The following is a 13,539-nucleotide window of genomic DNA, read 5'->3' as shown; positions in this document are numbered from 1 at the left end:
AAACCGGGCGGATTCGGGCAGGTCAGTACCGGTTGGCGATCGGCAGTTCTTCGGCCGGGAACAGGCTGATGACCTCGCAGCCGGTATCGGTGACGACGACTTCCTCCTCGATCCGCGCGGCGGAGTAGCCGTCTGCGGCGGGGCAGTAGGTCTCCAGCGCAAAGACCATACCGGTCTGAATCTCCATCGGATTCTCGAGGCTGACCGCACGGCTGATGATCGGGCGTTCGTGCAGGGCGAGGCCGAGACCGTGACCGAACTGAAGGCCGAACGCGCTGAGTTCGTCGGGGAAGCCGAACTCCTCGGCCCTCGGCCAGGCTTGCGCGACGGTGTCGGTCGTCACGCCCGGGCGGATCAGGTCGATCGACGCATCGATCCAGTCCCGCGCCTTCACATAGGCATCATGCTGGGCCGAGGTGGCGCGGCCGATGTTGAATGTGCGGTAATAGCAGGTCCGGTATCCCTGGTAGGATTGCAGGATATCGAAGAAGGCCTGGTCTCCGGGGCGGAAAAGACGGTCGGTGAAATTGTGCGGGTGCGGGTTGCAGCGTTCGCCCGAGATCGCGTTGATCGCCTCGACGTCGTCGGAGCCCATCTCGTAGAGCAACTTGTTCGACAGGGCCACGATATCGTTCTCGCGCACCCCCGGCTTCAGTTCCTCGTAGATCATGTGGTACACGCCATCGACCATGCTGGCCGCCTGGGTCAGGAGCTGAATTTCATCCCAGTTCTTGATCTCGCGGGCCGACAACATGATCTGCTGACCGTCCACGACCTTCAGCCCGGCCTCCTGGAGGGCGTGGAACATCGCCGTTTCGGCATAGTCCACGCCGACAGGCATGTCGATCATGCCCGCATCCCGGATCAGCCCCGCGATTTCCTCGGCATATTTCTTCATCAGGCCGAAACTCGGCGGGATCGTCCCCCGCATTCCGACCACGCCGGCGCGGCAATGGTCGGGCACAAGCCAGTCGGAGAACTTGCGGTGATGCACGGCAGCCGAGCCGAAATCCCAGACATAGGGGGCGTCGTCGCCGGTCAGGAGGCAGAACCGGCACATCTTGTCCCGCTCCCATTCCCCGATCTTGGTGGCCGATACGTAGCGGATGTTGTTGACGTCAAACAGCAGCAGCGTACCGCAGTCGCTCGCCTTCAGGGCCTGCCGGGTGCGGCTGAGGCGGTAGCGGCGCAAGCGGTCATGGTCGATGCGTCTTTCGAAATCGACCGATGTGTGCCCCCAGGCGGGAAGGCGACCCTCCCATTTCCAGTTGGGTTCGAGGTCGGCTGGGGTCAGAATATTCGGGGTGAGTGCGCGAGACATGGCTTCCTCCTGCGGCTGCGATGCGACGCAACCGGATATTTTTTGTTTTCAGTTGGTTAGATTGCTACTGGATGCACCAGCCGCCATCGATGTGGATCATCTGACCCGTCATGTAGTCGCTGTCGGGGCTGGCCAGGTAGGCGGCGGTGGCCTTGATGTCGTCGGGATAGGACACGCGTTTGATCTGCAGGGCGTCGCGCACGATATCCTCGTAGGCTTGGCCCTCCTTCTCCTTGAACCCGATATCGACGAGATCCTTGTCGAGCTGCTCCCAGAGGGGCGTCACGACGACACCGGGGGCGTAACCATTCACCGTGATGTTGTGCTCGGCCAGACCGAGCGCGCCGCAATGCGTCAGCGCGAGGCAGCCGTATTTCGATGTGCAGTAGACGGTGACGTCGATCAGCGGCTTGCGGGACGCGATGGAGCCGACATTGATCAGCTTGTAGGGATAGTCCTGTTTGCCCTGCTTGATCATCTGCCGAGCGGTCTCCTGCATCCCGAGCCACATCGCCTTGGTGTTCACGTTCATGATGAGGTCCCAGTTGTCCTCGTCGATGTCCATGAAGAACCGCGGCTTGTTCAGCCCCGCGTTGAAGAGACCCACGTTGATCATCCCGAAGGCCTCAACCGTGGCGGCGACGGCCGCGGCGTTGTCCTCGCGCTTGGTGACATCCATCTTCACGGCGATGGCCTTGCCGTTGCCGCGTGCGTTGATCCTTTCGGCGACCTCCTGTGCCTCATCGAGATTGAGGTCGCCAAGGCACACATTGGCGCCCTGTTCGGCAAAATGCTCGGCGTTGGTCGCGCCCATGCCGCGGGCGGCGCCGGTGATCAGGATGTTCTTGCCCTTCAGGCGATTGGGGTCCATGGCTCTCTCCTCCGATTGTCACGTGGATCCTTGGGTCTCGAAAAGCGCATCTGCGCGCGACTGCGCGCGCTGAAGCGCTTCGCGCGGGGGGATCGTTCCGCGCAGCATGTCGTGAAATTCCTCGCCGCAGATCTGGATGATGCCTCCGATCTCCGGAACCGGCGGGCGTGGCCAGAACTGCAGCTCGTCACGCCAGGACATGTCGTCCACCGCCCCAAAGATCTCCGAAGTGCGGCGCACATCCGGGTCGGCGCCCACGGAATAGCGCGGGTTGGTCCGGCTTCCGTTCTGGATATAGAGCTTCTGTGCCTGGGGTGACGTGAAAACGATCAGCGCTTCGACCGCGGCGTGCAGGCGCTCGGGCGGCAGGTTGGCCGGAATTCCCATTGCATAGCCGCCGACCGGCGCCACGGGGCTCGCTCCTGGTCCCGGCGGATGCGGCAGGTAACCGGTCTGTCCGCAGGCAGGCGAGGTTTCGTCGAGCTCGAAATAAGGTGCGAGCAGCGTGTAGCCGTAGGCGATGGCGACCTTGCCCGCGGCGTAGGGCCGGACCCGCTCGTACCAGGACATCGAGAGGATGTCCGGCGGCGAGTAATCGAGCAGCTCGAGAAGATATTCCGCCGCCATCAGACCGCGCTCGGTATCTATGGTGGGACGGTACCGGCCCTCGGAAAGGCGGTCGGTATCGAAGCCGCCGGCGTTTTCCGGCAGGTCGAGCACCGGCTGGCCGAAATCGGCCATCGTCATCAGCACCGTATGACCGAGCGCCGTGCCCCGGGCGGCGTTCCAGGCAATGCCGTAGCGGCCACGTTTCGGATCGTGGAAATGGCGCGCGGCGTCGAGAAGCTGGTCGGTGCTGGCCGGCGGCGTGAGTCCGGCCTCCGCGAACAGATCCTTGCGGTAGAACAGGAGTTCGGGCGTGGTCTGAGCTGGCACGCAGAAGGGGCGACCGCCCCAATGCGCGGCTTTCCAGCCCGCGGTATGGAAATCGGCCGGGTCGAGCCGGGCGATGTCTATCACCTCGTCCAGCGGCATCAGGATCCCGCGTTCGACGAACTCGCCGACCCAGGGCAGGTCGATTGCGATAATGTCGTAACGGCTTGCGTTGCGTTCGGCGTTGCGGATGGCTTCCTCGCGCAGGCGGTCGATGGAGAAGGCGCGTTGGTGAATGCGGGAGCCGATCACCTGTTCGAACTGCCGTTTCAGCGTTTCCATGACCATGAAGGTCGGGTCGCCATGCACCAGGACCCGGACTCCGCCACTCGGGTTCAGCTGCTCCTGAAGGACCTGCAGCGGCGGAATGGAGCGGGCGTCCAGGTAGGAACCGCCGAAATAGTAGTCCTGATTCTCCGGAGACTGGCCACCGCCGAACTGTGTTTCCGCCAGACGCCGGACCCGGTCGGAAAGCTGCACCCACTGTTCGAGGAGCTGCGGGCTGGGATGAAGCGAGAAGCTCTTGCCGGTGCGTGTCCGCGGGCGCTGTTCCACAAGACCCGCTTCGATCATCTCCTTCATACGCCGGTTCGCGGTGGCATAGGGCACATGGCTGGCACCGATCATCGAGCTTGCCGTGACGACCCTGCCTTCGAGGTAGCCGCGGATCAGGTGCAGGGCCATCCGTATGATGGGGCTGGGCGCCACGAGTTCGATCGTGCCCTCAAGCTCGTCGCCGAATTTCTCCAGAAAGGTGATCGACTGGAGGAGGTCGGCGTTCGCCTGTGGCGGCACCAAGCGGCCATGCGTTCCCTGTGTGCTCATCACGTTCATCAGGTCGTCCTGAGCCCTTTGCTGGTTGCCCGTCGGAGCGCCCGCCGGACTGTCCGTTTTGGATATCTTCGATTTCGACATCACGTCGGTCCTCCTTAAAATGGCCAGAATGAGGTCGCCGCCACACCGGCAATTTATCCGATGCGGATATAAATTCATCCAATATGGATTTTTTTTGTGCATTACGATTGGGCAGGAGTCGGCATCCTTGCTGCATCCGTCCGCAAGGTAGGATGGGGGAAACAGCGACCATGACATCGCGTCGTCATTGGACAGGAAACCGGGAAGACCGGGAGGAGACCACACATGAAACTTCGCAATACACTGGCCGTCACCACTGCCGCCGCCGCACTGGCCGTCGCTGGTGGCGCGTTCGCAGAGACCTACAAGATTGGCATCACTCAAAACAACGTGGGCGTCGACAGCTACCAAACGACCTATGAGAAGGCCTTCATCGCCGCGGCCGAGGCAAATCCGGACGTCGAGACTGTCGTGCTCGATGCCGGCGGCGACGTCGCGCGCCAGATCGCCCAGATGGAAGACCTGATCCAGCAGGAAGTGGATGCGATCATCATCTGGCCGACCAACGGCGAGGCCGTCATCCCTGCCGTCCGCAAAGCGCATTCGGCCGGCATTCCGGTGATCGTGACCAACTCCAACATTGCCGAGCAAGGCTTCGAATTCGTCGCCTCCTTCTCCGGGCCGGATAATATCACCCAGGGCTCAAGGTCGGCCGAAATCATGTGCGACAAGTTCAAGGAGATGGGGATCGAAACCGAGGCGAAGATCGTTCAGATCTCCGGCCAGCCCGGCTACACAACCGCCATCGAGCGCCAGAAGGGCTTCGACGACCGCCTGCCGGAAGTCTGCCCGGATGTCGAACTCGTCGAGACCCAGCCGGGCGACTGGAACCGCGAGAAGAGCCAGAAGGTCATGGAGGCCTTCCTGGTCAAGTATGACGACATAGACGGCGTCTATGCCGGCGACGACAATATGGGAGTCGGCGCGCTCAATGCCGCGAAGGCCGCCGGCCGAGAGGGAATCATCTTCGTTGGCGCAACGAATTTCGCGGTCGGCTACGAGGCGATGGAGCGTGGCGAATACTGGGGCTCGATCTACCAGTCGCCGGTCGATGACGCCGAGGCTGCACTACAGACAGCCATCGACGTCCTAGAAGGCAAGGACGTGCCCTTCCTGAACTATTTCGACACGCCCAAGATCACCCAGGACAACATGGGCGAGTTCACCAAGCCGGTGTTCTGAGCGATCTCCCTGGCAGCGCGGGGTGCCTCGGCGCCCCGCGCGCTTTCATCTCAAAGACAACGCAAGAACGGGGAGAGACGACATGGGTCGGGTCTCGGGACGCTCCTGCATCGTGACGGGAGCCGCTCAGGGTATCGGGCGCGCGATTGGTGAAGCGCTTCTGGACGAAGGTGCCGATGTCTGCTTTGCCGATATCAACGGTGCCAAGGCCGCAGAGGTTGCGGAGGCCAATGCCGCACGCGCCGAGAGGCATGGCGCGCGGGTGGCCCATGCCGCTGTCGACGTCACCCGCCGCGACCAGGTGCGGGCGATGATCGCCCACGTGGTCGATGTATTCGGCAAGCTCGACGTCAAGTTCAACAATGCCGGCATTAACAAGCCGATGAACTTCCTCGACGTGACCGAAGACAACTGGAATTCCATCATGACCGTCAACGGGCTGGGGTGCATGATCGGCATGCAGGAGGCCGCGCGGCAGATGATCGCTCAGGGAACTGGCGGCAAGATCATCAACACCGCCTCCATCGCGAGCCGACAGGGATTCGACAACGTGGCGCCCTACTGCGCGTCGAAATGGGCCGTCGTCGCGCTCACGCAGTCGGGGGCGCGCGATCTGGCAAAGCATGATATCACTGTGACAGGATTTGCGCCCGGCGTCGTCGCAACCGAGATGTGGGAACAGGTCGACAAGGACCTGATGGCGATCGGAGCGTCGGAGCGCCCGGGCCAGGCGATGGATGAATTCTCGGCCGAGATTCTCAAGGGGCGGGTGGCGACTCCGAAGGACATCACCGGGACGACGACATTCCTCGCCTCGGAGGACAGCGACTACATGACAGGCCAGATCGTGATGATCGACGGCGGCATGACCTTGGTCTGATCGCGGTCGTCGCCCGTCCTGGAACGGGCAAGAACAAATGCGGGACAACAATCGGGTCGCCGGAGCGGCCCTTGGGAGGACACCATGGGAGCGTTGTCGAAATCGGATATCGGGGGCTTTCTCGCGCGGCAGGGCATTCTGGTCGCCTTCGTGGTCTTCATGATCGGCTTCACGATCGCGAATGACCGCTTTGTCGATCCAGACAATATCCTCGGCGTGATCCGGTCCTCCGCGATCCTGGGGGTGATGGCGCTAGGGGTCACCTTCGTTGTGATCAGCGGCAATCTCGACCTGTCAGTCGGCTCGATGATGTCCTTCTCGACCATCGTCGTGCTCGACCTGCACGACAAGATCGGGCCCGGGCTGGCCATTCCGGTCATGTTCGCCATGACGCTCGCCCTCGGTGCCTTCATCGGGTTTCTCGTCGGATACCTGAAGCTGAACTCGCTGATCGTCACGCTCGGCATGCTCTCGGCCATTCACGGTCTCACGCTGACCTATTCCGGCGGCAAGAACATGGACATCGTCGACAAGGAAGGCACCTGGTTCGGCGTTTTCGGGCAGGGCACCGCACTCGGCGTTCCGATCCCGATCCTGATCTTCGCGATCCTCGCGGCCGTGCTGGGGATGACTCTGGCCAAGACGCCCTTCGGGCGAAAGGTCTATGCCGTCGGCGGCAACGGAGTCGCCGCAACGTTTTCGGGCATTCGCCGGGCGCGGGTCGTCTTTTTCTGCTACCTGATGTCCGCCTTCTGCGTGGCGACGGCCGGCCTGATCCAGGCGAGTCGGTCACTCGGCAGCCAGAACACGGTCGGACAGGGGCTCGAGTTGGAAGTTCTCGCGGCCGTGATCCTCGGGGGCGCCTCGCTGATGGGCGGCTCGGGAACCATCTTCAAGACCGTGATCGGCGTGCTGATCCTGGGATTCATTCAGAACGGGCTGCTCCTCGTCGGGCTTCAGTTCTACGCCCAGTATGTTGTCACCTGGATCATCATCATCCTTGCCGTCTGGCTGGACATTGCCGCCAAGCGTGGTCGGCTCTGGTCCCCCATCGCTTGAAAGGCAGACTTCCATGGAACCCGGAACTCTCAGCACCTTCCTGAAACGCGGCGCGATCTGGGCCTTCATCGTGATCGAGCTGATCTTCTTCTCGATCGCGGGCGAATTCCTGTCGCTGTCGGACAAAGCCTTCATGGACTTCGACAACATGCTGCTCTTGTTCAAGCAGTCGGCGCCGATCGGGATCATCGCCATGGGCATGACTATCATCATGGTCAACGGCAATATCGACCTGAGCGTCGGTGCGACCTACGCGCTCAGCGGGATCATCCTGCTCGACGCCATGTCCTGGCCGATTTTCGGCTCCCTCGGCGACGCGGTGATCCCGGTGGCCTGGTTGCTGGCGCTGCTGACCGGCGTTCTGCTCGGCGCGCTGAACGGGTTGATCGTGTGGAAGACCGGTGTCGATGCCTTCATCGTCACGCTGGGTTCGATGCTTGGCTATCGTGGCCTCGTCTTCATGTATAACGGCGAGCAGCCGACCTCGCATCTCAACTGGACGCTGGTCGACTTCGCAGAAGCGCAGTTTCTCGGCATTCACACCCCCACATGGTTCCTGCTGGCCGTCACATTGGCGATCTGGTTTCTGATGACCCGTACGGTGCACGGCCGGAACGCCTATGCCATCGGCGACAACCGCACGGCCGCCGTGAATGCGGGTATCCGGGTCGGACCGCACATGATGATCAACTTCATGATCATAGGGTTTCTCGCCGCGCTCTCGGCGGTGGTGTTCTATTCCGAGAGCGGATCTGTGAACCCCAACGATGGCGAGCTCTACGAGCTGTGGGTCATCACCGCCGTCGTTCTCGGCGGGACCAAGCTGACGGGCGGGGCCGGTTCGATCGTCTCGACCTTTGGCGGCGTGCTGGCGATCCAGCTCCTGCGCAAAGGGCTGTCGCATATCGGCGCCGACACCTCGACGGTGAACCTCGTGATCGGTCTGATCCTGATCGCCGTGCTGTTCCTCGACAGGCAACTTAACCTCAAGGGCAAGGAGGAGCTGAGAGTATGAGCGACCAATCCCAGGGGCGGCCCCCCGTGCTCCGGCTGGCGAATATCGTCAAGAGCTTTCCCGGCGTTCGCGCACTCGACGATGTCTCCTTCAGCGTGATGCCCGGCGAGGTCCATGCGCTCATGGGCGAGAACGGTGCCGGCAAGTCGACCCTCATGAAGGTTCTCGGTGGCATCTACCAACCAAACGAGGGCCAGATCTTCGTCGATGAGCAGCCGGTGGTGATGAACACGCCGATGGAGGCCAAGGCCAAGGGGATCGTCTTCATCCATCAGGAGCTCAGCCTCGCAGAGGAACTGCCGGTTGCCGAGAACATCTATCTGGGAGAACTTCCCCGGAAGTCCTTCGGACGGGTCGACTGGGAGAAGCTCTACGCCCAGACCAACGCCATCCTGAAAAAGCTCAATGTCAGCTTCGACGCCCGGACCGTGGTCGGCGACCTCTCCATTGCGAACCAGCAAATGGTGGAGATCGCCCGGGCGCTCACTGTCGACGCGAAGGCGGTCATCTTCGACGAGCCCACCGCCTCGCTGACCGACGCGGAGAAGGTGGTCCTGTTCGATGTGATCGCCGACCTGAAATCCCAGGGCGTCGGAATCATCTACATCTCTCACCGGATGGAGGAGATCTTCCGGATCACCGACCGCATCAGCGTCCTGCGGGACGGCCAATACAGCGGAACGCTCACGACCGCCGACACTGACGAGGACGAGGTCACGCAGCTGATGATTGGCCGGTCGCTCGACCTGTCGCGCAACGCAAGCCACCACGAGCTGGGCGACGTTGCTCTGGAAGTTCGTGATCTCTCCTGCGGTCATCTCTACCGGAATATCAATTTTGAGGTCCGCCGCGGCGAGGTGGTCGGCTTCTATGGCCTGGTCGGTGCCGGACGCACGGAGATTGCCGAAACGCTGTTCGGTCTGCGCGAGCCGACATCCGGCACGATCCTGCTCGACGGCAAGGAGGTCCGCATCCATTCCCCGGTCGAAGCAATCGCCCACGGCATTTCGCTCGTTCCCGAGGATCGAAAGGGCCAGGGGCTTGTTCTCGGAATGAACTGCAGGGACAACATCACCCTGCCGCAGGTGGACGACCTGACCGCGGGCCCATTCGTGGCCGACGGTGCCGAGATTGCGATCTTCGATCTCTACCGGGACCGGCTCGACATCCGAACGCCCGGATGGCGTCAGCTCGTCGGCAACCTCTCGGGTGGAAACCAGCAGAAGATCGTGATCGGAAAATGGCTCTCGATGCACCCGAACGTGCTGATCGTCGACGAGCCGACGCGCGGCATCGACGTGGGCTCGAAATCCGAGATCCACAATCTGATCCGGGATCTTGCCGCACATGGCTATGCGGTGATCGTGATCAGTTCGGAGATGCCCGAAGTGCTGCATGTCAGCGACCGGATCGTTGCCATGTATAGCGGCGAACTGATCAAGACGTTCACCTCTGAGGAGGTCACCGAGGACAACCTGATCCAGGCCATCTCCGGGATCCGCAGCGACAGCGCGGCCTGACATGCGGATCGGATTCGCCGGACTCGGGCGGATGGGCCGGCGTATGGCGGCGAATCTGGCAGCCGCAGGGCATGATCTTGTGCTCTGGAACCGCACCCACGTGGTGGCGGCAGATCTGGCCAAACGGATCGGCGCGCGGCACGCGACGACTCTCGCTGACCTCGCCCGGGATGCTGACGCGGTCGTCACCATGCTGGCTGAAGATGCCGCGGCCCGGCATGTCTATCTCGGGCCGTCGGGTCTGATCGCTGCGGGGCAGGCGCCGATGCTGATCGAGATGGGAACGATGAGCCCCGGGCTGATTGCGGAACTCGCATCTGCCGCCCAAGGCGCCGGCAAGGTCTTCGTTGACGCTCCCGTATCCGGGGCGACGGCGGCCGCGGAGCGCGGCGACCTGTTGATCATGGCCGGCGCCGACGCGGCCCTGGCACCCCGGATCGCGCCGATCTTCGACGTGCTTGGAGGCAAGACCGTCTGGCTGGGCGCGCCCGGAGCCGGTGCGGTGATGAAGCTGGCCGTCAATATGCTGATCCACGGCATGAACCAGACGCTTGCCGAGGCGTTGACGCTCTCCGAACGCGCAGGGATTGCGCCGGAGCTTGCTTTCGACGTGATCGAGGAGTCCGCCGCCGCCGCGCCGATGTTCGGCTACAGGCGCCCACTCTACCTCGACGAGTCGCGACACGCTGTCACCTTCACGGTCTTGCTCGCGCGCAAGGACATGGAAATAACGGCCGAACTGGCCAGCGACCTCGGCGTCTCCATACCCCAGGGACGTGTCACGCTTGCCCAACTCAAGGAAGCCGAGACGGCCGGCTTCGCCTCCCGCGACATGGCCGCCATGTTGGCCTTCATGAAGGAGCAATCGGAATGAAAGCGGCACTCTTCGTCGGGGGCTGGGAGGGCCATGCGCCCACGGCATTCGCGGACTGGTATCGGGCGCTCCTGGAAAGCAACGGGTTCGATGTGGACGTCTACGAAACGCTGTCCCCGCTGGAGCGGCCGGAAGATCTTGCCGACATCGACCTGATCACGCCGATCTGGTCGTCGGCCCGTTCCGGCCACCGCGAGGAATTCGGCAACATGACAAAGGCGCAGGAAGACGGGCTCCTGCGGCTCATTGCCGATGGTTGCGGAATGGCCGGCTGGCACGGTCACATGGGCGACGCCTTTCGCGACCGCCCGACCTACCATTTCCTGATCGGCGGCCAGTTCGTGGCCCACCCGCCCGGTTGGCCCGATAATCTGCAGCCGCGAGAGGACTACATCGACTACGACGTGACGATCTGCCGGCCGGCCGACCCGATCGTTCAGGGTATCAAGAGTTTCCGGATGACGTCCGAGCAATATTACATGCTCGTCGATCCCTCCAACGAGGTGCTGGCAACCACGACTTTTTCGGGGGAGCACCTTTGGTGGATCGAGGGAACGGTGATCCCGGTCGTCTGGAAGCGGCGATGGGACAAGGGGCGGGTGTTCTATTGCTCGATCGGTCACGAACTCGACGATCTTCGGATCCCGCAAGTGACCGAGATCATCCGAAGGGGGGCGATCTGGGCCGCGGAGGGACGGTCTTTCGAGCGCACCGAGGAATGAGAGTGGAGCGCCGGCACCCTGTTCCGGGCGCTCCATTGGTTCCGTGCTCTCTCGTATGGTCAGCCGCTGGATCCGATTAGCCCGCTCAGGGGGTGGTCGGCGCCGGCTGTGCGGAACTCGCCGAATTCGGGGTCAACGCCGAGCTCCTCGGCGGTCAGTTGCATGACCCGCAATGCGGATTCGAAGGCGCGGGTGGGGTCGCGCAGCCGGATGCATTCCATTAGTTCCCGGTGCCGTTCGAGCGCCTCGCGCAACTCCTCGCTGGAATCATTGCTGCGGCTGACGACGAGGGTGATGGCTGGGCGCAGGATATGCGCCAGGTGCGACCACACCGCGTTATGGGTCGCCCGGTAGACGGCGACGTGGAAACTTACGTCCCATTGCGTGAAGCTCTCCGTGCCGGGCGCGCGCGCCTCGGCGCAGCGCGCCATCCCGTCGATCGCATCTTCCATCGCTACGAGGTCGCGGGCCCGTGCGTTCCGCGCCGCCACCGCCGCGATCAGCGGTTCGGCAGAGAAGCGAAACTCGAAGATCGAGCGAACGAGATCGGGATGCGGGCTCTCGTGATCGGCGAGCATGCCGGTCACCACCGGGTCGAGGATGTTCCAGTCGCTGAAATCCTGCGCGACCGTGCCCTGGCCGACGAACCGCTCGACGATTCCGCGTGACGCGAGCGCCTGGAGTCCACTGCGAACCGAGGCGCGGCTCACGCCGAACCGCTCGGCAAGCTCCACCTCCGTCGGGAGCACGTCGCCCGGCCTGAAGATCCCCGACAACAGCTCATTCCCGAGCGCCTCGGCGATCTGGTCGCCGAGGGGCTGGTCCTTGTCGACCGAAACCGTCCGACCCATCGCCGATTTCCTCTCTGACATGGTCTGGATGCTATGGAGGCCACATTTGTCTGACAAGCCACGCAAGTCAACCTGCGTCAAAACGACATGACGGTGGGGATGAGCCGAAAACTATACCGGCTCGCGTTGACAATGTCAGACTTGATTGTCTTTATTGTCGGGCAATTCAGCCTGAAGGGAGGCAAATGTGAGCAAGCTGGGCTTCATTGGACTTGGCATCATGGGCGGGCCGATGGCCGCCAACCTGCAGAAGGGAAACCACGAGCTCTTCGTTTGCGACGTGAAAAAGGTTCCGGATGACCTGATCGCGGGCGGCGCGGTGGTCTGCGCCACGCCGAAGGAAGTGGCCGAGAAGGCAGAATTCGTCTTCACGATGCTGCCGAACACGCCGGATGTCGGCAAGGTGCTCTTCGGCGAGAACGGCGTGGCCGAAGGGCTCACGCCCGGCAAGATCGTCATCGATCACAGCTCGATAGCGCCCAAGGAAACGCGGGAATACGCGGCGAAGATCAACGAACTGGGCTGCGAATATATCGACGCGCCGGTCTCGGGCGGCGATGTCGGCGCGCAAGCGGGCACACTCGCGATCATGTGCGGCGGCAACCAGGAAGCTTTCGACGCGGCCAAGCCGCTTCTCGACCGCATGGGCAAGAACGTCACCCTCGTCGGCGCCAACGGCATCGGCCAGATGACCAAGATCTGCAACCAGATCATCGTCGGCAACACGATCGAGGCCGTGGCCGAGGCGCTTCTGCTGGCCGCGAAGGCCGGTGCCGATCCGCGCAAGGTGCACGCGGCTCTGGCGGGCGGCTGGGCCGACTCGCTGGTGTTCCAGAACCACGGCAAGCGCATGATCGAGCGGAATTTCGAGCCTGGCGGCCGGATCGAGCTGCATCGCAAGGACCTCAACCTCGCGCTGGCCGAGAGCTATGCGCTCGGCGTTCCGCTGCCAAACACGGCGACGACCCATGCGCTCTGGAACGCCTGCGTCGGTGCCGGCGGGATTGCCTGGGATCATTCCGCGATCGTCAAGGCGCTCGAGGCCATGTCCGGCTTCGAGATCGGCGACGAGGCCTGATCCGAGCGACACTCACTTTGCTGGGCGGCCCGGGGCGACCTGTTCCGGGGCGCCCGGTTGTGCGCGGCGCAACTGTAAGCGAGACATGTTCCGGCACATCTCCTGGCTGCGCCAGGCCCGCGCTGACGCGAGTGGGCTTTCGCGGACCTGCTGGCCTTGCCGGGGCGGATTATAGGATATGGAAACAGGACGGGAGGAAGACGGCATGAGCGAGACGCACACGAAGAAGCTGATGAACGCGCCCGAGGCGATCATTCCGGAGATGATCGAGGGGATGGTTCTGGCGCATCCGGAGATGCTTCGGGTGGAGGGGGCGAC

The 13,539-nt window shown here is 63.0% G+C and carries 12 protein-coding genes; 8 read left to right on the top strand and 4 right to left on the bottom strand.

Going from position 1 to position 13,539, the window contains the following annotated elements:
- Positions 1 to 22: 22 nt before the first annotated feature.
- From EU800_RS14785 to EU800_RS14775, 3 genes are all read right to left on the bottom strand, one after another.
- Positions 23 to 1,321: a Xaa-Pro peptidase family protein gene (locus EU800_RS14785; protein WP_129633718.1), complete on the bottom strand. Its 1,299-nt coding sequence runs from the start codon at positions 1,319 to 1,321 to the stop codon at positions 23 to 25.
- Positions 1,322 to 1,385: 64 nt separating this feature from the next.
- A complete protein-coding gene (locus EU800_RS14780; protein ID WP_129633716.1) occupies positions 1,386 to 2,192 on the bottom strand; it encodes an SDR family NAD(P)-dependent oxidoreductase in 807 nt (268 codons plus the stop codon).
- 18 nt (positions 2,193 to 2,210) lie between these two features.
- Positions 2,211 to 3,959 (bottom strand): ABC transporter substrate-binding protein, encoded by a 1,749-nt coding sequence (locus EU800_RS14775; RefSeq protein WP_129633714.1) that lies wholly within the window; start codon positions 3,957 to 3,959, stop codon positions 2,211 to 2,213.
- Positions 3,960 to 4,265: 306 nt separating this feature from the next.
- On the opposite strand from EU800_RS14775, the gene EU800_RS14770 reads away from it, so the two are divergent.
- From EU800_RS14770 to EU800_RS14740, 7 genes are all read left to right on the top strand, one after another.
- Positions 4,266 to 5,222, top strand: a complete 957-nt coding sequence (locus tag EU800_RS14770) for a sugar ABC transporter substrate-binding protein (RefSeq protein WP_129633712.1) — start codon at positions 4,266 to 4,268, stop codon at positions 5,220 to 5,222.
- Between the two features lie 82 nt (positions 5,223 to 5,304).
- Entirely contained in the window at positions 5,305 to 6,102 is a 798-nt protein-coding gene (locus EU800_RS14765) for an SDR family oxidoreductase (RefSeq protein ID WP_129633710.1), read from the top strand.
- Positions 6,103 to 6,186: 84 nt separating this feature from the next.
- A complete protein-coding gene (locus tag EU800_RS14760) occupies positions 6,187 to 7,161 on the top strand; it encodes an ABC transporter permease (protein WP_129633708.1) in 975 nt (324 codons plus the stop codon).
- A 13-nt stretch (positions 7,162 to 7,174) separates the two neighbouring features.
- Positions 7,175 to 8,176 (top strand): ABC transporter permease, encoded by a 1,002-nt coding sequence (locus EU800_RS14755; RefSeq protein WP_129633706.1) that lies wholly within the window; start codon positions 7,175 to 7,177, stop codon positions 8,174 to 8,176.
- Positions 8,173 to 9,696, top strand: coding sequence for a sugar ABC transporter ATP-binding protein (locus tag EU800_RS14750; RefSeq protein WP_129633704.1), 1,524 nt, complete (start codon positions 8,173 to 8,175; stop codon positions 9,694 to 9,696). The genes EU800_RS14755 and EU800_RS14750 overlap by 4 nt, the downstream gene beginning before the upstream one ends.
- A 1-nt stretch (position 9,697) precedes the next feature.
- Positions 9,698 to 10,570, top strand: a complete 873-nt coding sequence (locus tag EU800_RS14745) for an NAD(P)-dependent oxidoreductase (protein ID WP_129633702.1) — start codon at positions 9,698 to 9,700, stop codon at positions 10,568 to 10,570.
- Complete coding sequence (locus EU800_RS14740; protein WP_129633700.1) at positions 10,567 to 11,292, top strand: ThuA domain-containing protein; 726 nt, start codon at positions 10,567 to 10,569, stop codon at positions 11,290 to 11,292. The genes EU800_RS14745 and EU800_RS14740 overlap by 4 nt, the downstream gene beginning before the upstream one ends.
- Positions 11,293 to 11,351: 59 nt before the next feature.
- Here EU800_RS14740 and EU800_RS14735 read toward each other — a convergent pair whose 3' ends face one another.
- Entirely contained in the window at positions 11,352 to 12,143 is a 792-nt protein-coding gene (locus EU800_RS14735; RefSeq protein WP_129633698.1) for a FadR/GntR family transcriptional regulator, read from the bottom strand.
- Positions 12,144 to 12,330: 187 nt separating this feature from the next.
- Between EU800_RS14735 and EU800_RS14730 the strand changes: the two genes are divergently transcribed.
- Positions 12,331 to 13,221, top strand: a complete 891-nt coding sequence (locus tag EU800_RS14730) for a 2-hydroxy-3-oxopropionate reductase (protein ID WP_129633696.1) — start codon at positions 12,331 to 12,333, stop codon at positions 13,219 to 13,221.
- The last annotated feature ends 318 nt before the right edge of the window (positions 13,222 to 13,539 follow it).

The organism is Tropicimonas sp. IMCC6043 (assembly GCF_004146235.1).
In the GTDB taxonomy this organism is placed as follows: domain Bacteria; phylum Pseudomonadota; class Alphaproteobacteria; order Rhodobacterales; family Rhodobacteraceae; genus Tropicimonas.
Note: the sequence above shows the minus strand (reverse complement) of the source record. Positions and strands in the feature narration are given on the sequence as shown.

Coding starts and splice junctions, on each gene's coding strand:
- EU800_RS14785 (WP_129633718.1), bottom strand. CDS start 1,321: ATGTCTCGCGCACTCACCCCGAATATTCTGACCCCAGCCGACCTCGAA.
- EU800_RS14780 (WP_129633716.1), bottom strand. CDS start 2,192: ATGGACCCCAATCGCCTGAAGGGCAAGAACATCCTGATCACCGGCGCC.
- EU800_RS14775 (WP_129633714.1), bottom strand. CDS start 3,959: ATGAACGTGATGAGCACACAGGGAACGCATGGCCGCTTGGTGCCGCCA.
- EU800_RS14770 (WP_129633712.1), top strand. CDS start 4,266: ATGAAACTTCGCAATACACTGGCCGTCACCACTGCCGCCGCCGCACTG.
- EU800_RS14765 (WP_129633710.1), top strand. CDS start 5,305: ATGGGTCGGGTCTCGGGACGCTCCTGCATCGTGACGGGAGCCGCTCAG.
- EU800_RS14760 (WP_129633708.1), top strand. CDS start 6,187: ATGGGAGCGTTGTCGAAATCGGATATCGGGGGCTTTCTCGCGCGGCAG.
- EU800_RS14755 (WP_129633706.1), top strand. CDS start 7,175: ATGGAACCCGGAACTCTCAGCACCTTCCTGAAACGCGGCGCGATCTGG.
- EU800_RS14750 (WP_129633704.1), top strand. CDS start 8,173: ATGAGCGACCAATCCCAGGGGCGGCCCCCCGTGCTCCGGCTGGCGAAT.
- EU800_RS14745 (WP_129633702.1), top strand. CDS start 9,698: ATGCGGATCGGATTCGCCGGACTCGGGCGGATGGGCCGGCGTATGGCG.
- EU800_RS14740 (WP_129633700.1), top strand. CDS start 10,567: ATGAAAGCGGCACTCTTCGTCGGGGGCTGGGAGGGCCATGCGCCCACG.
- EU800_RS14735 (WP_129633698.1), bottom strand. CDS start 12,143: ATGGGTCGGACGGTTTCGGTCGACAAGGACCAGCCCCTCGGCGACCAG.